Below are 19,291 nucleotides of genomic sequence, written 5' to 3'. Positions count from 1 at the left end.
GTACAGCCTCAATTGCTAATGAGATTGCTGTCACTTCAAATGTAGTAACTGATTATTTAAAATAATTAACTAATATATTAAATTACTAATTGTAATTATTGCTATTTATTAAAATCTCTTATTATTTTCTCTAATTCTTTATATATTCACAAATTCCCTAAATCCATCTCAACTCATTTATTCATATGTATAGTTAAATTTCTATTGAATTCTTAAAACTTCTTATTATGATTTTGTCTATAAGCTCATTTTTAACAAAATATTAAAATTTATAGAATTCAATAAGGATATTAGTATGTTTAAAAAATGGTTGCAACCCTCAAATGAAGAGTTAATAAAAGCAATATACGTAAAAAACGAAGCTGAAGCACAGAAATTAATTGCTAAAATGGATATTCTAGAGTTAAGCAAAATTTATATTGATAATACAGCTTTAATTTGGGCTGTTGACAAAGGCTTAGAAAAAGTTTGTGAAATGCTTATTCCTAAAATGTCTGAGCAGGCTATTAATCACGTTACTAATAATGGTAATACGGCTTTAACTTTGGCTGCTAGTAAAGGCTTAGAAAAAATTTGCGAATTGCTTATACCTAAAATGTCACCACAGGCTATTAATCACGTTACTGATAATGGCAATACGGCTTTAACTTGGGCTGCTTGGAAAGACTTAGAAAAAATTTGCGAAATGCTTATTCCTAAAATGTCACCACAGGCTATTAATCAAGTTACTAATAATGGCAATACGGCTTTAATTTTGGCTGCTTGGAAAGGCTTAGAAAAAATTTGTAAAATTCTTATACCTAAAATGTTCGAGCAGGCTATTAATCAGGTTACTAATAAAGGCTGTACGGCTTTAACTTTGGCTGCTGATAAAGACTTAAAAAAAATTTACGAATTGCTTATTAACAAAATGTCTATTGACGCTATTAATCATACATTGACAAGTTCTCATAAAGAGGTAAAAAAATTTATTCAAGAAAAAATCTCATACAATAATATTTTAGCAGAGAAATTAGCTTTATTTTTAAAAGAATCTTTTTTAGGTAAAGGTAAAGATAATATAAATAATTTTGTTAAAATGATAAGTGCTGCAAAATTTTATAAAATAGTAAATAAGAAGTTATTAACAGAATATTTACAAAAGCAAGAAGTTGACAACTCCAAATTTATAATAGAGGAAATGAACAACTTCATTAAAACACATTCTTTTACTATTGCTAGAATATGTTAAAATTTAACACCTAAGATTTGTGAAGATAAGATACATATATCGAATTTGCCTATTGAAATAAGGGATAATATTATTTCTTATTTAGAAAATGAAAAATGGGGAATGGAAGTTGAAACTTTAGGATAAAGTAATAACTTAATTAAGTTATAGTGCCATATGATTAATAGCCTGCTTGGACATTTTAGGAATAAGCATTTCACAAATTTTTTCTAAGCTTTTATCAGCAGCCAAAGTTAAAGCCGTATTGCCATTATTAGTAACTTGGTTAATAGCCTGCTCGGACATTTTAGGAATAAGCATTTCACAAATTTTTTCTAAGCCTTTCCAAGCAGCCAAAGTTAAAGCCGTATCACCATTATTAGTAACTTGATTAATAGCCTGAGATGACATTTTAGGTATAAGCAATTCGCAAATTTTTTCTAAGCCTTTCCAAGCAGCCAAAGTTAAAGCCGTATTGCCATTATTAGTAACGTGATTAATAGCCTGTGGTGACATTTTAGGTATAAGCAATCTGCAAATTTTTTCTAAGCCTTTCCAAGCAGCCAAAGTTAAAGCTGTACTGCCATTATTATTAACGTGATTAATAGCCTGCTCGGACATATTAGGAATAAGTATTTCACAAACTTTTTCTAAGCCTTTGTCAACAGCCCAAGTTAAAGCCGTACAGCCTTTATTAGTAACCATGTAAGAGTCTTCCCGATTAAGTGTGTAAACTTTTCCAAAAGCCTAGATTCTTTCGTCAAATTTTATTAAAAAATGAGCCATAGCCTTGTTCCAATTTGGTATGGGCATGGACCATTTTTTGGTCATGTAATCAATTGCCAAATATAAGCTTTTAAAAACAGTATTATCATTTGGAAAAACACGTTTATTTTTTGTGACTTTTCGGAGTTGACTATTAACAGATTCCACAGCATTTGTTGTATAAATTATTTTCCGTATTTCTTCAGGGTATCCTAAGAAAATCATTAAATTATCCCAGTGAACATACCAAGATTTAGCAATTTGAGGATATTGTTTATTCCATTTAGATTCAAAAGCCTCTAAAGCGGAAAGTGCTTCTTTTTCTGTGCTAGTGTATAAATAGGTTTTAAATCACCAGCAAGCTCTTTCCGGTCCTTATATGATACATATCGTAAACTATTTCTAATTTGATGTACAATACATAATTGATGCTCCGTCTTTGGAAAAACAGCACCTATAGCTTCAGACATACCATTAAGGTTATCGCTACATGCTATCAGTATGTCTTGTATACCTCTATTTTTCATCTCAGTAAAATTTCCAAGCCAAAATTTAGCCCCTTCATTCTCACTGATCCATAATCCCAAAATATCTTTCCGCCCTTCTAAATCAATACCTAATGCAACATATACCGATTTATTGATAATCCGTTTATCCTGACGTACTTTTACTATTAAACAATCAAAAAATACTATAGCATATACTGGATCTAATGGACGGCTTTGCCATAGCTTAACATCCTCTATTATATCATCTGTGATTTGGCTAATTAAACTCTCGCTTACATCAGCTCCATATAACTCCTGAAGCTGTAATTTTATATCTGATAAACTCATACCTTTAGCATACAAAGATAGTACTTTATCATCAAAACCATCAAGTCTTCTTTGACGCTTTGCTACTAATGATGGTGCAAAACTGCTATTTCTATCTCTTGGCACTTCAATCTCAACAGCACCATTCTTTGTAATCAGATTCTTTGTGTTATAACCATTACGTGAATTCTGAGCATCACTTTGATTGTACTTGCTATATCCTAAATGATTATTCATCTCAGACTGTAGAGCTCTCTCTACAAGACGCTTGGTTATTTCTTTTAATAAACCATCTTCCCTGAATAATATTGATACATCTGTATCATTATTGATCAATAAATCTATCGCTTGTTCCATTGCAGCATTTTGTTTCTGTGTCATTGTAATTTCTCTTTTTGTTATATTTTCTTTTATACAACCTTTGAGAAATTTACACACTTATTTGGACAGTGCCACCTTATACGTGTTCTAATCAACACTCCTTTACCTGAAGATATAAAAAATAATCTTTATACAGGTGATTTTGTTTCTTGTAGAGAACATTTTGATAAACAAGAATTAGACGGTAATATAGAGCCTACCGAGCAAGATAAAGTACTTTATGCTTTATGTCGTCCTGAAAGATTACTTGATTTGGTTGCTAATTTTTGTGTTTTTGATAATTCAGTAAGAAAAATAGCCCGTCATCATCAGTTTTTTGCTACACATGTAATCGCAAAAAGAGTATTCCAAGATGATAAGCATACTATCAGAAAAGGGGGAGTGATATGGCATACGCAAGGTACGGGCAAATCTTTAACAATGATATTTATTGCCAAATTTTTACTTGAATCTGCTAATATTGCAAGTCCACGTATCATAATTATAACCGACAGAATTGAACTTGATGAGCAAATTAAACATGCTTTTAAAAATTGTGGATTTGAGCCTAAACTTGCAACTTCATCCAAAAATTTAATTGAACTACTTAGAGGCGGTACGTCTGTTATAACTTCAGTAATTCATAAATTTAACAAAGCTTTTTTTCAAGGCTTTCAAGATTTTAATAATAATATTTTTGTCCTTGTCGACGAAAGTCATCGTACTCAGTACGGTGATTTAGCAGATAAAATGAGAATTATCTTGCCTAATGCTTGTTATCTAGGATTTTACTGGTACACCGCTTTTAAAAGAGCAAAAAAACACTATGGAGAAGTTTGGAGAGCTAATTCATAAATATACTATAAAAGATGCGTTAAAAGATAGTATGATCGTACCGTTATGGAGTAGATGAAGAAACAAAAGTAGCTTTAAAAAAAGCATATAGTAGCCTAGATGCACTTTCCAATACAAAGGAAGTTATTAAGGCTAAAGCAGCTGATATCTCAAGGCATTATTCAACGACGTTCAAAGGCACCGGTTTAAAAGCCATGTTAATAGCCCCATCTAGATCTATTGCTATTCATTTTAAAAAATTTTTGGATGAGATAAATCAAGTAAGTTCTGAAGTTGTTATATCTTCTGTCGATGATCGAGAAGGTCATGAGGACATTGAAAGCAAAAATGAAATACAGGAATTTTTAGTTACCCAAAAAGGCTTAAGATCAAACCAAATTATTGAAAAATTTAAAAATGCCGATAACCCTGAAATTTTAATTGTAGTCTCAAAATTACTAACCGGTTTTGATGCACCTCGTAATACTGTAGTTTATATATGCAAAAAACTAAAAGAGCATAGTCTTTTACAAGCAATCGCTCGTGCAAATCGTTTATTTGAAGAGAACGAAAAAACTAAGGAATACGGTTATATAATTGACTATGAAGGGTTAGCAGTCAAATTAGATGATGCCTGCAAACTTTACGATAGTGATAAATTAAAAAATTTCGATAAAGAAGATTTAAAAGAGGCTATATTTGTCGTAAATGATAAAATAAAAGAGCTTTTCCCACTACTGCAAAAAATTAAAAATATTTTTACAAATGTATCTAATAACTCAGATCTTGAACAACTAGAACAATATTTAGCTGATGAAAATATACGGAGTAATTTTTATTTCCTGCTAGACAGGTTAAAAAATTTGATGTCTATATTATCTAATTCTAATAAATTAGCTGAATCTTTTAAACAAAAAGAATTAGAAGAATTATATAACGAATTAAAAAACTTTAACAAGCTTAAGAAAATAGTAGAAAAGCGTTATAATGAAAAAACAGATAAAAAAATATATACCGATCAAATCGCAAAGTTACTTGATGAGCATATTACTGCTGGTGATATTATTAAAACTAGAATAATTAACATTTTTGATGAGAAAATATTTATAAATTTTATGAAAAGAACAGACATTGCAGGTTTAGAGAAAGCTAATCAAATTAATAAGGAGATAAGATATATTCTTGATAATTGTATGCGTATTGATCCTGCACTTTTTCAGAAATTTACCAAACTTATAAATGATACAATAGCAAAGTACAATAAAAGTTTATCAGATAGTGAGCTTTTTAATGAATTTATAAATATAATAAATGAATTTAAAAATGATGTACCAAGTGAATTAGGCAACAACAAAACAAAGCTAGTTTTTTACAGAAAATTACTTAACTTTTTACAGGATAAAACAAATCAAAATCAGCATGAAAATGCCATTCAAATTGCTCATGATACCTATAACATCATTAAGCAGAAAATAATTGTTCATTGGTCAAGAAATACTAAAACCATAAACGAGATGAGAAATTCGTTAGATGATTATTTTTTTGATGTTGTTGAGAAAAAAATGGGTATCATTTTTAAGCCTGAAGATTTAAACGAAGTCGTGGAGAGTTTAATTGATTTTGCTAAAGAGCATGAAGCTAAATGATTTAAATAACACAAATAGCGAATATTGTATAATGTAGAATTTTTAAGGCATCAATATTTATATAATATCTGTAGTCGTATTATCGTAATGTTTCCCCAATATTTCTAAAGCGTTTTGGTCATAATCATTTTGATTCGCAGTGTGCCATACCGGCTCATAATTTTGTGCTTTTAAAACATTTTCTGTATAATGTTCTAATTTTTTCTTATCTAATGTACCGAGTTCATATGAAAGTGTATAAGAAATATCAGGTTTAATCGAGGCTTTTTGTATTTCTTGCTGAATATAATTATGCTGTAATTCATTTGTACCGCCTACAATATGGATATGAAATTTATGCGTCTGTTGTAAATTATATAGCTCTGCTAGTTTTTCAGGTTCTACTATGCACATAGCATTCCAGCATTTTGTGGATCTATAGAAGAGTGTTGGCTAAATTGAGTTATAGTTGCTATTCTATCCGTTTTAATTACTTGAGAATATTTAAAAACATGAGCTTTTTTCATAATAATTACCTATAAATTGTTGTATTAAAATATTAAAATTGTTAAATAAAAAAATCAATATTATAATACTAAGAAATTATATTTAGGTTAACAAATGAGTTTAAAATCCGCTTGGCTTGATACGCCTCTTGGTTCAATGCTGGTAATTAGTGATGAAGAGAGGCTTTATTTACTCGATTTTGCTGAAAGTAAAGGGTTAGAGCATAAAATTAAAAGACTTAAAGCTAAAACAAAATCAGCTATTACGGAAGATCGCACTAAACCTATTCTATCAATTGAAGAGGAGTTAAAATTGTACTTTAACGGTACTTTGCAAAAATTTAATACTTCTATATATCTTTTAGGAAGCGAATTTCAAAAATTAGTATGGCAAGAGCTAATGAATGTACCTTATGGTGAAACAAGAAGTTACTTTACTCAAGCTAAATTAATAGGTAGAGAAAGATCTTATAGAGCTGTTGCAAATGCTAATGGAGCAAATAAATTTGCTATAATTATTCCCTGTCACCGCATCATCAATAATAACGGCGAGCTTGGAGGCTACGGCTCAGGGCTAGATCGTAAAAAATGGCTTATTGAACATGAGAAGCAGAATTATTAAATAAAAAATCAATGCCTGAATTTCGGTTACAGTGGTTTTAAGAAGTTCGTATAATATAATTATAAATTTATATTATAGGATAAATTAATATGTTTAATGAGATTCAAAGGCAAGAATATTATCAGGCATTAATTAATAAAGATGACAGATATGAAAATATCTTTTTTGTAGCGGTTAAAACCACAGGAGTATTTTGTAGACCAACTTGTGCTGCACGAAAGCCTAAATTTGAAAATTGTGAATTTTATAAAACTGCTAAGGAAGCTTTGCATGCTTCATATAGACCTTGTCAGCGTTGCAAGCCTCTTTCTCATCCTTACGAAGCTTCAGATTTAGTTCGCACTCTTGTTGACGCTGTTGAGCTTGAGCCTGCTAAGAGGTGGAAAGATAGTGATTTTGATAAGCTATCAGTAGATGCTTCTACAGCACGTCGCCAATTTAAAAAACGTTTTGGTATGACGTTTGTAGAATATGCAAGAGCAAGGCGTATGGGTATTGCGATGAAGCAAATTCGCATGGGTGAATCAGTAATTAATACACAAATTGATATGGGTTATGAGTCAAGTAGTGGTTTTCGAGATGCTTTCTCTAAAATAATGGGCGGACCGCCGACAAAACTTAATAAGCATTTAAATATTTTAAAAGCTGCTTGGTTAGATACTACACTTGGGGCTATGATTGCAATTAGTGATGAAAAGCTACTTTACTTATTAGAATTTGTTGATAGAAGAGGTTTAGAGCTGGAAATTGAAAGGCTAAGAATTAAGACGAAATCTGCTATTATTCCTGGAAGTACTAAACCGATTTTAATGATTGAAGAGGAGCTTAAATTGTACTTTAACGGTACTTTACAAAAATTTAATACACCTATATATCTTTTAGGAAGCCCATTTCAAAAAATGGTTTGGCAAGAATTAATTAATATACCTTACGGTGAAACACAAAGTTATTTAAATCAGGCTAAAGCTTTGGGCAAACCTACTTCTTATAGAGCTGTTGCAAATGCTAACGGCATGAATCAGTTAGCAATAATTGTTCCTTGCCATCGTATTATTAATAGCAATGGCGAACTTGGAGGATATGGCGGAGGATTACATCGTAAAAAATGGCTTATTGAACATGAAAGAAAATTTACAACAAATTAGAAATATTTTACTTGAGAATGCTACTATTCCTGTGGAACGTAGAACGCTGTTTTTTAAAACTAAGGAAGGGGAGTATGGAGAGCATGACCGGTTTATTGGGGTTACCGTGCCGATTTTACGTAAAATAGCTAAAAGTTATTATAATTTAGATACAGAGGATTAAAGCCGACTTATTACTTCAGAATTTAATGAAGAAAGATTTTTAGCGTTAGCTATTTTGATTATGCAATATCAGAAAGCACAAGGTAAAGAGTTTTTTTATAATTTTTACTTAAACAATATAAAATACGTAAATAATTAGAATTTAGTAGACGCATCAGCTCATCATATAATCGGGGCTTATTTATGGGATAAAGAAAAGGATTATCTTTTTACATTAACAAAATCGGAAATTCTTTGGGAGAGACGAATAGCTATGGTTGTTACTTGGTATTTTATCAAAAATAATCAATTAGATACAACTTTTGAAATAGCAAAATTACTCTTAAACGATAAACATAATTTAATGCATAAAGCAATAGGTTGGATGCTACGTGAAGCAGGAAAAAAAGATGAAAAAAAGTTAATAGATTTTTTGGATCGTTATATATCACAAATGCCAAGAACCGCAGTTCGTTATGCAATAGAGAAATTTCCTAAAGAGATACGTAAGAATATTTTGCAAAAAAAATAACTTATGCTAGTATACTCGTTTAATTTGAAAAATTGGCTCCGTTATCTTTTGCTGATAATCCTCACGTACTAGTGTGTACGCTGCGGTTATCAGCTTCAAGATGCCTTGCTCTTTTCCAAATTAAACTTCGTCTAACCAACTCTTCATTTATTAGATGTATATTCAATTTTAATTTAGCAAAGGTATTATTATGTTAAAAACTTTATTAGTCGGTTTTATAACTTTAATTTGTGCAGTAAGCTATGCTGATGACCAAACAGCTCAAAATCCTAATTCTACAAATTCTTCTTCTGATCAGCCCAATGATATATTACCTGCAGAGGCAGCCGTTAACTTTGCACAGCCTTGGGCAAGACCTACAACAAATGTACAAGGTAAAGTTAGCAATTCTGCTATGTATTTTACATTAATAAATAGTAGAAGTAAGAGTTATAATTTAGTGAATATATCTTCAGATAAGATAAGCGGAATAGAAATTCATCAAACAATTAATAATCAAGGAGTTAGTAAAATGGTAAAAGTCGATTATCCATTTTCAATTGCCGGTAATATTAACGTTGATTTTAAGCCCGGTGGCATGCATATTATGCTTTATGACCCGAAAGTAGATTTAAACGCAGGAGATGAGTTTAAAATAACCTTTTTCTTTGATGATAACACGACAAAAACGGTTAATGTTAAAGTAGCAAATGATAATCCTTATAATAAAACGGGGAATTAGGAAAACGTCATTGCGAACAGCTATAAGCTGCGTGGCAATCTCATGAAATAATAACAAACTCCTGACTCCTGAGATTGCTTCGTCAATTACTTCGTAATTTTCCTCGCAATGACGATAGGCTAAACAATATGACCCTAGAAATTACCGGAAGTGAGTTAATTAAATCTAAACTTATAGATGCTCCCGAACGCTGCGGGGTTTATCGGATGTTTGACGTTAACAAGCAGGTTATCTATGTCGGTAAAGCTAAAAATTTAAAGAAACGTCTTACCAATTACATTAAAAGCGATTTAGACAATAAGACACTTCGGATGATTGCAAATACTTGTTTTTTAGAGTACAGCATTACTAATTCCGAAGTTGAGGCACTACTTTTAGAAGCCCAGCTAATCAAAAAATTTCAGCCGAAATTTAATATTCTTCTTAAGGATGATAAGTCTTTTCCTTTCATCAAGTTACGTTTAGATCATGATTTCCCACAATTGCTAAAATATCGAGGTAAAACTCTAAATAGCGGAAAATTTTTTGGTCCTTTTGCTTCGAGCACGGAAGTTAATACTACTTTAACGGAATTGCAAAAAATCTTTAAATTACGTTCCTGCACGGATAATTACTTTAATTCACGTACTCGTCCTTGTCTGCAATATGAAATAAAACGTTGTTATGCTCCTTGCGTCGGTAAAATAAATAAGGAAGACTATAGGGACTTAGTAGCTCAGGTTAAAGATTTCTTACAAGGTCGTACTAAAGAACTTCAAGAGAACTTATCTAAAAAGATGGAAGAGCTAAGTAGTCAGATGCGTTTTGAAGAGGCGGCAGAAATTAGAGACCGTATTAAGGCACTTAGTTATGTGCAGCTTAAGGCAGGTGTTTCAGATATTGTTAAAGACGCAGATATAATCGCTATTGTAGAAAAGAACGGACATTATTGTGTGGAAGTGTTTTTATATAGGGCAGGGCAAGCATGCGGTAATATTCCTTATTTTCCTACTTCTACTGAAAATAGTACCAAAGAAGAAGTATTAGAATATTTTTTATTACAATTTTATCAAAAACAACAAGTTCCTGCGGAAATTATAATTAATCATGAAATTAATGATAAAGAGAATGTGATAGAGGCGATTAAAAAAATCAATAATATTACTAAACTCAATATTATAATACCTATTAGTGGAGGTAAAGCCAAGCTAGTTCAGAATGCCGCAATAAATGCTTTATTCTCTCTAGAGCAATATTTGAAGAAATTTGCAAAAAATCAAGAGATAATGCTTGAAATCAAAGAGCTATTTGGTCTTTCTGAAATTTCTGAAAGAATTGAGATTTATGATAATAGTCATATTCAAGGTAAGTTTGCAGTCGGTGTTATGGTAGTTGCCGGTAAAGCCGGTTTTGATAAAAAGGAATATCGGGTTTTCTCATTGTCGTCCCGCAACTCTTCATTGTCATCTCACGCCTCCCCATTGTCATCCCGCAACTTGATCGCGGGATCCAGTAGTTATTTTTTGGATCCCGTGGTCAAGCCACGGGATGACATTGTAGGTGACGATTATGAAATGCTCAGGCAAGTTTTAACACGAAGATTAACTAGGCTTAAGAATGAGCCGCATAAATTGCCAAGCTTGATGATTATAGACGGCGGCAGGGGGCATTTAGGCGTAGTTAAAGAGGTAATGGATAAATTTGAAATGAATATTCCTTTTGTTTGTATGTCAAAAGGAGTAGATAGAAATGCCGGTCTTGAGCAGTTCCATATGACAGGTAAAGAAGTATTTACTCTGGATAAAAATTTGCCGATTATGAAATATTTACAAATCTTGCGGGATGAGGCACATAATTTCGCCATAAAGAATCATAGACTCGGTAGATCGCGTGCCATAAAATTATCAAGCCTTGATGATATAGAGGGTATAGGTGAAACTCGTAAAAAAGCATTGCTGCACTATTTCGGTTCTTATAAAGCAGTATGTGATGCAACAATAGATGAGCTTACTAAAGTAAACGGTATTAACAAGTCACTTGCCGAGATGATTTTTAGAACGTTGCATAAGAGCTTATGAATAATTACTCATAATGTCCCCACATGCTAAGTATTTTTATAATTTTTTTATCCTCTAATATTTCATAAACCAGTCTATGTTGTAAATTAATTCTTATAGAACGTTTACCAACTAAATCACGATAAAGTTTTTTACTATTTAATGGCATTGAATTTATTGTTAAGGATTTACATAAATTTTCTGCTTTATCGGCTAATTTAGCTGCTTTTAAATTTTGTATATCTTCAATTGCTTTTTTTGTATACAGTATAGTATATATCATTTCCATGCTTCTTCATGGCTAATACATTCTTCTAACGGTTCTTTACTAGTTTCGAGGATTCTTTTTACTAAGCCTGGTTTAGAGTACAAATATAAAGTTTCTTGTAATCCTTCGTAGTCTTGTTCTGATATGATTACCGCATTATTACGTTTTCCCTTTATATAAATAGGCTCATGAGTTTTATTTGTCTCGTCAATAAGAGTAAATAATTTAGCTCGTGCTTGCGAGCTTGTGTAAATAGCCACAATATTATCTCTAAAATAAGTTTTATAATCAAGTGTACCACATTATGTACGTAATAGCAATAATTTGTTTTAAATATCAGTTTCATATAGAAAAAACTAATTTTATAACTCATAATTATATGGTAGTATGAGTTATAAAATAAATATTTATAGCTCATGATATGGAATTGGCAGCATAAAGATTGGCCTAACTTTAAATATAATCAGAAACATATATTAGATTTAGAGAAAAATTTTGTTAAAAATAGTGGTATTCTTTTAGGGGCAGCTAAATATCTTTCAGAAGCAGATCAAAATAACTTAATTGTTATGCTTGCAAGTAGATGAAGCATTAAATACTTCTGAAATTGAGGGCGAATATTTAAACAGAGCTAGTGTACAATCTTCTATAAAGCGTTATTTTAATATAGCAACGGATAATAGGAAAGCTTCTCCTGCAGAAACCGGAATCTCTGAATTGTTAGCCGATATGTATTATTCATATGAGCAACCTTTAAGTCATGATTGCTTATTTCGTTGGCATAAAATGTTAACTAACGGTAGAAGAGATTTAGGTGCTATAGGAAAATATCGTACTCACTTAGAGCCTATGCAGGTAGTATTAGGTAAATATCATGAACCTACCGTTCATTTTGAAGCTCCTCCGTCTAATATTGTACGGCAAGAAATGGATAAGTTTATAAAATAGTATAATGATACTAAAGATATTCTTCCTCTGACGAAAGCTGCTATAGCCCATCTTTATTTTGAGTCTATACATCCGTTTAAAGACAGTAACGGTAGAATAGGTAGAGTTATTACTATAAAAATGCTGTGTCAAAATATAGGACAACCTCCTTATCGCATGTAATAAATGAGGAAAAGAAATTATATTATAATGCTTTAGAAAATAATAATAAAAGTTTAGAAATTACGGACTGGATATTATATTTTGTTGAAACAATAATTAAAGCTCAAGATTATACTTTACGTAATATAGAGTTTTTAATAAATAAAACAAAGTTTTACGATAAATTCAAAAATATATTAAACGCACGGCAAGAAAAAGTAGTTAAAAGAATTTTTGAGGAAGGAGTAGAAGGTTTTAAAGGCGGTTTAAGTGCTAAAAACTACATAACTATTACTAAAACTTCTAAAGCTACCGCTACAAGAGATCTCCAAGAATTAGTAGAAATGCAAGCATTTATTAAAACCGGAGAACTCAAAGGAACTAGGTATAGTATTAATTTAGAAAATTTCTCACAATGATAGGTATTATTGCGTGGAACGATTTTTTCGTCATTGCGAGAAGAATTACAACGTAATTCGACGAAGCAATCTCAGGAGTATTATTTCATGAGATTGCCGCGTCGCTTCGCTCCTCGCAATGACGGTTCGGGCATATGGCTGATCGCAATGACGATTCGTCCTAAAATAAATATCACAAGACTCGTTATCGTTCCTATAAACACCCCTCTAAGGTTGAAATATTGTAACGATAAAGAATAATATTCCCACGTTAAAAAAGTAGCTGCTCCGCCGAGTGATGATAAGACCATTACGGTTTTAGATGTTCTGATACCGAAAAGCGTTGTTATTAACGATACTAATATTACCGGTCCCCAAAAGCCGGTAAAGAACACTACTAAGTCAATTACGTTACTAAATTTTAAAGCTACAATTATCGCAAAACTCCCTATTATAATGTTAATAATTCGGGCAATTAATAATAATTTTTGCTGATTTTTTACTTTAAGTATAGGGTTAATTATGTCCTTAACGAGAGCTATAGAAGTAACGTTTAAATCAGAATCGGCAGTAGACATAACGGCAGCTAAGAGTCCGCTCATTACTACCCCTTGAATTAAAGGCGGAATAATTTGGTTGATTAAATAAGGTAATACTAAATTTGACGGTTGGTTTGGATAAAGCTTATAAGCAATTAAACCGTTTAAAGTAATGCAAATCAAGAAGAAAAAATATATAGCGGATTTTGCATATATTGCTTTAGTTGTTTGCGTAGGATTTTTATTAATTAAAGCTCTTTGAATAAATGTAGGATATAGATTCATGACGCTAAAGCTTAAAGCTGCTGCAATCGTATAAGAAAGAAGGTTGCTCTGATCAAAATTTGCATTTTCCGTAGGTAGGTTATTAATAAAATCTACAAAACCGATTTTATTTAAACTGATAAAAGTTATGGTCGGTATAGCGATTATCATTGCCAAAAATTGTAGTAAATTAGTAAAAACAATAGATTGTAAGCCGCCGATTGTAGTATATATAAGTACTATACTATAACTTAAAATTACCCCATTTACATAATTTATTTCTAAGATATATTGAAAAATATAGCCGCTTACGCTTATTTGAGCAGCCAAAAACCCTACTGAAACAATGACTGAGCTAACACCGCCGGTAAAACGACCGATGTTACCGTAATATGTACTCAGGATATCGCCGATGCTTTCAGCTCCGTAATGTTTGGCAATTAAAGGCACTATATAGATCGCAATTAATATATCTATAGGTATTGTAAGCATCAAAGCATAGGCATAATATTCATGTCCTAAAAAAACCTTTTCCATAATACCGAAAGTGGTAGCACCTCCGACAGAGCTTGCAAATATTGTAGCTATTAATAACAGTTTACTATTTTTCGCTTTACTTTCGACATTTGCATAGTTCTTAAAACTACTATGTTTAGCTCGGTAATATATACCAATGAGTAGAATAGATATTAGATATATGAATACAATAACATTATCTATAGGTATTTTAAGCATAAATTAGGTTTTTGAAATTCAAAATTTAGTGTTAGTCCACAATAATATATATATCTGGTTAAGAATACTAGATTTATAATTATGTATCATAATCTATTCCAAGAAGTTCAGTATCCGGTGTCCAAATATCTTGGTTGGGATCATATTTATATATTTTACCTTGAGGCTTAATTTCTGTTTCAGTAGTTTTTTTCTTTGGTGGATAGTTAGAGTTTGATTGAGTTGTAGTTTTTATATTTTTACAATCTTTATGTGTTTTAAAAAAGCCTATTTTAAATTGTGGCGTAATTAACTTTTATTTATGTTTAATCTAAAGTAATTTTAACAAAAATTAATAAATCAATATTTTTTTATATATTAAGCTTTAATTATACGTACAGAATATTTAGATATATAAATATTACAAGTTAATAAGGTTAAGCTCTACCATTGCTTGGGCTATCAATAGTCTATCAAATGGATCTTTATGATATAAAGGTAAATTTGCAATATAAGTGCTATGTGCTATAGAAATCGGTAATTTTTGAAATTCATTAGCCTCAATTACTTAAAAAAATCCATAAAATCATCGGGTAGATCATCAAAATCCTCTTTTACAACAACTTTACCTTCCCAATAACCGGCTTTACGTTTTTTAATAATTTTTCGTATTGGTATAGATAAATAACTATAAGTTTTAATAACTAGCATTTTGATTTTCTTAAATTTCTTCAATTATATGTTACTCATTTTTTAAAATACAAGTTAATAATTTAACTCCTATCTGTTAAAAACGCTTGACTACGTTATATTCCTATAATATCCTATAAATTACCATAAAATCCCAAATTAACCCAATGAATGTATTTTTATCTAAGTATGTAAATGGCGTTGATAAAAAGAGTAGGGTATCAGTGCCGGCGAATTACCGTGCGGTACTAGGGAAAGAATTATTTAACGGTGTAATCGCTTATCCGTCAATTAGGAATGATTGTATAGAGGTGTGCGGTATTTCGCATATTGAGAAATTAAGACAGATGATTGAAACTCTTGATCCTTATTCCGAGGAGCGTGATGCCTTTGAGACTATGATATTCGGGGAAGCCGTGCAGCTTTCGTTTGACGGGGAGGGAAGAGTTATATTGCCGCAATCTTTAATGAAGCATGCAGGCATCGAAGAGCAAGCATGTTTTGTAGGCAAGGGAGTGATTTTTGAGATTTGGCAGCCTCAGAATTTTGAGAAATATTTAAATTCTGCTCAAAAAATTGCTCATGAAAAGCGGTTAACTCTAAGGAATGCGAATTGATGCCGCAATCTCATATACCGGTAATGCTAAATGAAATGCTGGCAAATTTAGCTCCAAAAGATGGTGAGTTTTATTTAGATTGTACGTTCGGAGCAGGAGGATATAGCAAAGCAATATTAGAAAGCTGTGACTGTTATATCACAGCTTTGGATCGTGATCCAAATGTGATTAAAAAAGCCGAAGAAATTAAGCAAAATTACGGTGAGAGATTTGATTTTATAGAAACGAATTTTGCGGATAGTTTTGCAAAGCTTAAGGAAAAAAAATTTGATGGGGTAGTGCTGGATTTAGGCGTTTCATCAATGCAGTTAGATATAGCAGATAGAGGATTTTCGTTTTTACATGATGGACCGCTTGATATGCGTATGAGCGGGCAGGGGCTTAGTGCCGAGGAGTTTGTGAATATTGCAGAGGAAAAAGAGCTTGCCGATGTAATTTATAAATACGGTGATGAGAGCTTTTCACGAAGAATTGCTAAGAGAATTGTGGAATATAGAAAAACGACAAGAATCGATAGCACAGGTAAGCTAGCTCAGATTGTAAGGAGCAGTATAGGATTTAGAAAAGGCAAAATCGATCCTGCTACTAAAACCTTTCAAGCTATTAGGATTTATATCAATAATGAGCTTGGCGAGCTTGAGAGATTTTTAGCGAATGTAAAAAATATATTAAAGAAAGATGGACGTTTAGTTGTGGTGTCTTTTCACTCTTTAGAAGACAGGATAGTTAAGAATTTCTTTAAAGAAAATTCAGAAAAGCCGGTAGCAAGGTCAAAATATGCTAAAGACGATATAGCAATTGATCCGGATAAATGGCTTAAGATTATTACTAATAAAGCTCTAGCAACGTCAGATAAGGAAGTAGGGCTAAATATTAGAGCAAGGTCGGCAAAACTTCGAGCCGCAAAAAAGATACTATAGTCGGTGTTATTCTTGCATGGACCGATTTTTCCGGCATTGCGAGGAAATTACGAAGTAATTGACGAAGCAATCTCAGGAGTATTATTTTATGAGCTTGCCGCCTCGCTTCGCTCCTCGCAATGACGGACCGGGTATCCACGCAGGTAACGCCTACGCGGGAATGATATCGAATGCTTTTAAAAGATTGTCTAAGTATTATAGGAAATACAAGAGTAATTTAGTTATGACTATAAGAAAGTTTCACTATTTAACATTATTAATAACAATTATAGCAATATGTAGTTTGTTTAGCATAAAAGAGCGAGTCTCAACTCTTGATTATCAATTAAGTAGCGTTGTAAAACAGATAAATAGTGAGAATAATAATATTCATATTTTAAAAGCAGAACAAGCTTATCTACTTTTGCCGGCTAGATTGGAAAAACTTGCGGCAGCTTATTTAAAATTAGAAACAGTTAAATCTTATCAAATGATAAAAGATCCGTTAGGGCCAAATATCGATCAAAATATTAAATTTAATCATAATATTAGTATTTCAAAGAGTAGTAAATGGCGTTACAAAAGAATTACGAATAATAAGTATATACAAACTGTTTCGAGTAGGACTAAGCATTAATCGTCATTGCGAGCGACTGAAAGGAGCGTGGCAATCTCAGGATTTTGGCACGAGATTGCTTCGTCGAAACTTATAGTTTCTCCTCGCAATGACGAGACTACTACCTACTTAAAACACCATAAATAATATATGAAACAAATTTTAGAAAAATGGAAACCTGCAATTAAAAGTTTGATAATTTGGAATGTTTGTAGTAAAAATACAAAAATCCGATTATTAATGGTTATTTGTGGCTTTTCTTTTCTTTTTTGCACTTTATCTTACAGATTGATAATCGTTGCTACGAATGTTTACGATAAAAATATTAATTCCTTTAAAAAAAATCATCAATTTAGAAAAGAAATAGTTGACCGAAACGGTAATTTATTAGCAGTTAACCTACCTTCTGCCTCATTATTCGCTAATCCACAAATAGTTCTCGATCCTGAAACTTCTGTAAAAAAACTAGCAGAAATTCTACCTGATATTAATAAAGCTAAATTACTTACGGAACTTAAGTCAAATAAAAGCTTTATATGGGTAAAAAGGGATTTATTACCTAGTCAGCAGGAAAAAATAACTAGCCTTGGTTTACTTGGTTTTGAATTTGAAGAAGAGCAGAAACGAATTTATACTTTTTCTAATTTATTGTCGCATGTTGTCGGTTATGTAGGTAGAGATTCGGTAGGGCTTAGTGGTTTAGAACTAGCTTACGATAAATATTTAACTAATTCCGATTATGAATTAAACGAACCAAAGAATCGGAAAGAACCACTTCAATTATCTATTGATATCAGATTACAAAGTATTTTAAGTGAAGAGATTGATAAAACTTTAAAGCAATTTAAGGCCATAGGAGCAGTAGGCATTATTGCCGATCCAAATAATGGCGAGATTTTAGCATTAGTAAATAAGCCTGATTTCGATCCTCATCATCCGAGTTTAGCCAAACCGGAAGAGCTGTTTAATATAGCAAGTCTCGGCATTTATGAAATGGGTTCGGTGTTTAAGGCATTAACTATGGCAGTCGGTTTTGATACCGGTGCAATAAATATGAATGATGCTTATGATATAAGCTATATGAAAGTAGGAGGATTCCAGCTTAAGGATTATACACCAAGGCAAGGGTGGCATAGTGTGCCTGAGATTTTTCTATATTCTTCAAATATTGGCACAAGTCAAATTATGCTTGAAATCGGTAAAAGCAATTTTAAAAAATACTTAAAGAAATTAGGTCTATTAGATCAGTTACAAATAGAATTACCTGAACGAGGTACTCCGTTATTTCCTCCCGAGAAAAGATGGAATGAGTTAACTAGTGTTACTATGTCGTACGGCTACGGCATTTCGATTAGCCCTTTGCATTTTGTTAGAGCAATGTTACCGGTCGTTAACGGCGGTACTTTATATGACCTTACTTTATTAAAAAGAAAGGATGAAAAAGTAATAGGTACAAAAGTTTTTAGTGAAAATACCTCTACCCAAATGAAGAAATTATTTAGATCGGTAGTAAAAGAAGGTAACGGTAAAAGAGCAGAGGTTAAAGGCTATCTTATCGGCGGTAAGACCGGTACGGCAGAAAAGCTTTCCCAAGGTGCAGGGGGGAAAAAGAAATATCTAAAAAATAGTAGAGCTTCATCGTTTTTAGGAGTGCTACCTGCATCTAACCCGCAATACGTTATTTTTATTAGATTTGATGAGCCGAAACCGACTAAAGAAAGCTTTGGCTTTGCAACGGCAAGCTGGACGGCTGCCCCTACTGCCGGTAGAGTTTTTGAGCGTATGATATCTTTATATGGTTTAGAGCCGATAGAACAAAGTGAAGAGGAGAGTTAAAAATATTACTTACTAACTATAGATATCGTCATGAGCTACGCAGCCATAG

General features: G+C 31.9%; 22 protein-coding genes and 5 pseudogenes. 19 read left to right on the top strand and 8 right to left on the bottom strand.

Annotation, left to right across the window (positions count from 1 at the left end):
- The first annotated feature begins 295 nt into the window (after positions 1 to 295).
- Entirely contained in the window at positions 296 to 1,231 is a 936-nt protein-coding gene (locus tag RF_RS09120) for an ankyrin repeat domain-containing protein (RefSeq protein ID WP_011271248.1), read from the top strand.
- Between the two features lie 144 nt (positions 1,232 to 1,375).
- Here the strand turns inward: RF_RS09120 and RF_RS09115 are convergent, their stop codons facing one another.
- Positions 1,376 to 1,915 (bottom strand): ankyrin repeat domain-containing protein, encoded by a 540-nt coding sequence (locus RF_RS09115; protein ID WP_011271247.1) that lies wholly within the window; start codon positions 1,913 to 1,915, stop codon positions 1,376 to 1,378.
- A gap of 42 nt (positions 1,916 to 1,957) precedes the next feature.
- Positions 1,958 to 3,171 (bottom strand): annotated as a pseudogene (locus RF_RS04930) (IS256 family transposase).
- On the opposite strand from RF_RS04930, the gene RF_RS11540 reads away from it, so the two are divergent.
- The 3 genes and pseudogenes from RF_RS11540 to RF_RS12015 all read left to right on the top strand — a co-directional run.
- Positions 3,157 to 4,005, top strand: a complete 849-nt coding sequence (locus tag RF_RS11540; protein ID WP_049749309.1) for a DEAD/DEAH box helicase family protein — start codon at positions 3,157 to 3,159, stop codon at positions 4,003 to 4,005. The pseudogene RF_RS04930 and the gene RF_RS11540 overlap by 15 nt on opposite strands.
- The gene (locus tag RF_RS12020) at positions 3,977 to 4,063 is read left to right on the top strand and encodes a hypothetical protein (RefSeq protein WP_410525684.1); all 87 of its coding nucleotides are present in this window, start codon (positions 3,977 to 3,979) and stop codon (positions 4,061 to 4,063) included. The genes RF_RS11540 and RF_RS12020 overlap by 29 nt, the downstream gene beginning before the upstream one ends.
- A gap of 136 nt (positions 4,064 to 4,199) precedes the next feature.
- Positions 4,200 to 4,580: pseudogene (locus tag RF_RS12015) on the top strand (type I restriction enzyme subunit R domain-containing protein); the annotation flags it as partial.
- Positions 4,581 to 5,687: 1,107 nt separating this feature from the next.
- On the opposite strand, the gene RF_RS10625 reads toward RF_RS12015, so the two are convergent.
- Positions 5,688 to 6,023 carry a hypothetical protein gene (locus RF_RS10625; RefSeq protein ID WP_011271243.1) on the bottom strand — a complete coding sequence of 112 codons (336 nt, stop codon included), beginning with the start codon at positions 6,021 to 6,023 and terminating at the stop codon, positions 5,688 to 5,690.
- Between the two features lie 207 nt (positions 6,024 to 6,230).
- On the opposite strand from RF_RS10625, the gene RF_RS04915 reads away from it, so the two are divergent.
- The 7 genes and pseudogenes from RF_RS04915 to uvrC all read left to right on the top strand — a co-directional run bounded on the left by RF_RS04915 (position 6,231) and on the right by uvrC (position 11,333).
- Positions 6,231 to 6,737 (top strand): methylated-DNA--[protein]-cysteine S-methyltransferase, encoded by a 507-nt coding sequence (locus RF_RS04915; protein ID WP_011271242.1) that lies wholly within the window; start codon positions 6,231 to 6,233, stop codon positions 6,735 to 6,737.
- Positions 6,738 to 6,826: 89 nt separating this feature from the next.
- Positions 6,827 to 7,303 (top strand): annotated as a pseudogene (locus tag RF_RS11530) (bifunctional transcriptional activator/DNA repair enzyme AdaA); the annotation flags it as partial.
- Positions 7,304 to 7,333: 30 nt separating this feature from the next.
- The gene (locus RF_RS11525; RefSeq protein ID WP_201771655.1) at positions 7,334 to 7,882 is read left to right on the top strand and encodes a methylated-DNA--[protein]-cysteine S-methyltransferase; all 549 of its coding nucleotides are present in this window, start codon (positions 7,334 to 7,336) and stop codon (positions 7,880 to 7,882) included.
- Positions 7,857 to 8,045 carry a DNA alkylation repair protein gene (locus tag RF_RS11520; protein WP_039595091.1) on the top strand — a complete coding sequence of 63 codons (189 nt, stop codon included), beginning with the start codon at positions 7,857 to 7,859 and terminating at the stop codon, positions 8,043 to 8,045. Before RF_RS11525 ends, RF_RS11520 begins: the two co-directional genes overlap by 26 nt.
- A 153-nt stretch (positions 8,046 to 8,198) precedes the next feature.
- A pseudogene (locus RF_RS11515) lies at positions 8,199 to 8,555 on the top strand (DNA alkylation repair protein); the annotation flags it as partial.
- 190 nt (positions 8,556 to 8,745) lie between these two features.
- Positions 8,746 to 9,276: a copper chaperone PCu(A)C gene (locus tag RF_RS04895; RefSeq protein ID WP_011271239.1), complete on the top strand. Its 531-nt coding sequence runs from the start codon at positions 8,746 to 8,748 to the stop codon at positions 9,274 to 9,276.
- Between the two features lie 128 nt (positions 9,277 to 9,404).
- Complete coding sequence (gene uvrC / locus RF_RS04890) at positions 9,405 to 11,333, top strand: excinuclease ABC subunit UvrC (RefSeq protein WP_011271238.1); 1,929 nt, start codon at positions 9,405 to 9,407, stop codon at positions 11,331 to 11,333.
- Between the two features lie 4 nt (positions 11,334 to 11,337).
- On the opposite strand, the gene RF_RS04885 is transcribed toward uvrC, so the two are convergent.
- Both RF_RS04885 and RF_RS04880 read right to left on the bottom strand, forming a co-directional pair.
- Positions 11,338 to 11,595, bottom strand: coding sequence for a type II toxin-antitoxin system RelE/ParE family toxin (locus tag RF_RS04885; protein ID WP_039595108.1), 258 nt, complete (start codon positions 11,593 to 11,595; stop codon positions 11,338 to 11,340).
- A complete protein-coding gene (locus tag RF_RS04880) occupies positions 11,592 to 11,840 on the bottom strand; it encodes a type II toxin-antitoxin system Phd/YefM family antitoxin (RefSeq protein ID WP_011271236.1) in 249 nt (82 codons plus the stop codon). Before RF_RS04880 ends, RF_RS04885 begins: the two co-directional genes overlap by 4 nt.
- 156 nt (positions 11,841 to 11,996) lie before the next feature.
- On the opposite strand from RF_RS04880, the gene RF_RS11510 reads away from it, so the two are divergent.
- From RF_RS11510 to RF_RS11500, 4 genes are read left to right on the top strand one after another with little or no spacing between them, the layout of a single operon-like run.
- Complete coding sequence (locus RF_RS11510; RefSeq protein ID WP_011271235.1) at positions 11,997 to 12,167, top strand: DUF4172 domain-containing protein; 171 nt, start codon at positions 11,997 to 11,999, stop codon at positions 12,165 to 12,167.
- Complete coding sequence (locus tag RF_RS11505) at positions 12,154 to 12,528, top strand: DUF4172 domain-containing protein (protein ID WP_268747335.1); 375 nt, start codon at positions 12,154 to 12,156, stop codon at positions 12,526 to 12,528. The genes RF_RS11510 and RF_RS11505 overlap by 14 nt, the downstream gene beginning before the upstream one ends.
- A gap of 18 nt (positions 12,529 to 12,546) precedes the next feature.
- Positions 12,547 to 12,690 (top strand): Fic family protein, encoded by a 144-nt coding sequence (locus RF_RS12010; protein ID WP_348639008.1) that lies wholly within the window; start codon positions 12,547 to 12,549, stop codon positions 12,688 to 12,690.
- The gene (locus RF_RS11500; protein WP_011271233.1) at positions 12,654 to 13,088 is read left to right on the top strand and encodes a Fic family protein; all 435 of its coding nucleotides are present in this window, start codon (positions 12,654 to 12,656) and stop codon (positions 13,086 to 13,088) included. The genes RF_RS12010 and RF_RS11500 overlap by 37 nt, the downstream gene beginning before the upstream one ends.
- An 80-nt stretch (positions 13,089 to 13,168) precedes the next feature.
- Here RF_RS11500 and RF_RS04870 read toward each other — a convergent pair whose 3' ends face one another.
- Together RF_RS04870 and RF_RS10615 are read right to left on the bottom strand one after the other, a co-directional pair.
- The gene (locus tag RF_RS04870; RefSeq protein WP_011271232.1) at positions 13,169 to 14,605 is read right to left on the bottom strand and encodes a sodium:solute symporter family protein; all 1,437 of its coding nucleotides are present in this window, start codon (positions 14,603 to 14,605) and stop codon (positions 13,169 to 13,171) included.
- Between the two features lie 543 nt (positions 14,606 to 15,148).
- Positions 15,149 to 15,295: a hypothetical protein gene (locus RF_RS10615; RefSeq protein WP_156110762.1), complete on the bottom strand. Its 147-nt coding sequence runs from the start codon at positions 15,293 to 15,295 to the stop codon at positions 15,149 to 15,151.
- Between the two features lie 146 nt (positions 15,296 to 15,441).
- Here RF_RS10615 and mraZ point away from each other — a divergent pair, with 146 nt between their 5' ends.
- The 3 genes from mraZ to ftsL all read left to right on the top strand — a co-directional run bounded on the left by mraZ (position 15,442) and on the right by ftsL (position 17,427).
- The gene (gene mraZ / locus RF_RS04865) at positions 15,442 to 15,891 is read left to right on the top strand and encodes a division/cell wall cluster transcriptional repressor MraZ (RefSeq protein ID WP_011271231.1); all 450 of its coding nucleotides are present in this window, start codon (positions 15,442 to 15,444) and stop codon (positions 15,889 to 15,891) included.
- Positions 15,891 to 16,811 (top strand): 16S rRNA (cytosine(1402)-N(4))-methyltransferase RsmH, encoded by a 921-nt coding sequence (rsmH, locus tag RF_RS04860; RefSeq protein ID WP_011271230.1) that lies wholly within the window; start codon positions 15,891 to 15,893, stop codon positions 16,809 to 16,811. The genes mraZ and rsmH overlap by 1 nt, the downstream gene beginning before the upstream one ends.
- A 223-nt stretch (positions 16,812 to 17,034) precedes the next feature.
- A complete protein-coding gene (ftsL, locus tag RF_RS04855) occupies positions 17,035 to 17,427 on the top strand; it encodes a cell division protein FtsL (RefSeq protein ID WP_039595106.1) in 393 nt (130 codons plus the stop codon).
- On the opposite strand, the pseudogene RF_RS12005 reads toward ftsL, so the two are convergent.
- Positions 17,426 to 17,524 (bottom strand): annotated as a pseudogene (locus RF_RS12005) (zinc ABC transporter substrate-binding protein); the annotation flags it as partial. The gene ftsL and the pseudogene RF_RS12005 overlap by 2 nt on opposite strands.
- 32 nt (positions 17,525 to 17,556) lie before the next feature.
- Here RF_RS12005 and RF_RS04850 point away from each other — a divergent pair.
- Positions 17,557 to 19,242, top strand: coding sequence for a peptidoglycan D,D-transpeptidase FtsI family protein (locus RF_RS04850; RefSeq protein WP_011271228.1), 1,686 nt, complete (start codon positions 17,557 to 17,559; stop codon positions 19,240 to 19,242).
- Positions 19,243 to 19,291 lie beyond the last annotated feature (49 nt).

This window comes from Rickettsia felis URRWXCal2 (assembly GCA_000012145.1).
Classification (GTDB): Bacteria; Pseudomonadota; Alphaproteobacteria; order Rickettsiales; family Rickettsiaceae; genus Rickettsia; species Rickettsia felis.
Note: the sequence above shows the minus strand (reverse complement) of the source record. Positions and strands in the feature narration are given on the sequence as shown.

Bases quoted from the DNA above. Each gene is read 5' to 3' on its own strand.
- RF_RS04915 (WP_011271242.1), top strand. From the start codon at position 6,231: ATGAGTTTAAAATCCGCTTGGCTTGATACGCCTCTTGGTTCAATGCTG.
- rsmH (WP_011271230.1), top strand. From the start codon at position 15,891: ATGCCGCAATCTCATATACCGGTAATGCTAAATGAAATGCTGGCAAAT.
- RF_RS09120 (WP_011271248.1), top strand. From the start codon at position 296: ATGTTTAAAAAATGGTTGCAACCCTCAAATGAAGAGTTAATAAAAGCA.
- RF_RS10625 (WP_011271243.1), bottom strand. From the start codon at position 6,023: ATGTGCATAGTAGAACCTGAAAAACTAGCAGAGCTATATAATTTACAA.
- RF_RS11510 (WP_011271235.1), top strand. From the start codon at position 11,997: ATGATATGGAATTGGCAGCATAAAGATTGGCCTAACTTTAAATATAAT.
- ftsL (WP_039595106.1), top strand. From the start codon at position 17,035: ATGACTATAAGAAAGTTTCACTATTTAACATTATTAATAACAATTATA.
- RF_RS04870 (WP_011271232.1), bottom strand. From the start codon at position 14,605: ATGCTTAAAATACCTATAGATAATGTTATTGTATTCATATATCTAATA.
- mraZ (WP_011271231.1), top strand. From the start codon at position 15,442: ATGAATGTATTTTTATCTAAGTATGTAAATGGCGTTGATAAAAAGAGT.
- RF_RS12020 (WP_410525684.1), top strand. From the start codon at position 3,977: ATGGAGAAGTTTGGAGAGCTAATTCATAAATATACTATAAAAGATGCG.
- RF_RS09115 (WP_011271247.1), bottom strand. From the start codon at position 1,915: ATGGTTACTAATAAAGGCTGTACGGCTTTAACTTGGGCTGTTGACAAA.
- uvrC (WP_011271238.1), top strand. From the start codon at position 9,405: ATGACCCTAGAAATTACCGGAAGTGAGTTAATTAAATCTAAACTTATA.
- RF_RS04850 (WP_011271228.1), top strand. From the start codon at position 17,557: ATGAAACAAATTTTAGAAAAATGGAAACCTGCAATTAAAAGTTTGATA.
- RF_RS10615 (WP_156110762.1), bottom strand. From the start codon at position 15,295: ATGCTAGTTATTAAAACTTATAGTTATTTATCTATACCAATACGAAAA.
- RF_RS11525 (WP_201771655.1), top strand. From the start codon at position 7,334: ATGGGCGGACCGCCGACAAAACTTAATAAGCATTTAAATATTTTAAAA.
- RF_RS11520 (WP_039595091.1), top strand. From the start codon at position 7,857: ATGAAAGAAAATTTACAACAAATTAGAAATATTTTACTTGAGAATGCT.
- RF_RS04895 (WP_011271239.1), top strand. From the start codon at position 8,746: ATGTTAAAAACTTTATTAGTCGGTTTTATAACTTTAATTTGTGCAGTA.
- RF_RS04885 (WP_039595108.1), bottom strand. From the start codon at position 11,595: ATGATATATACTATACTGTATACAAAAAAAGCAATTGAAGATATACAA.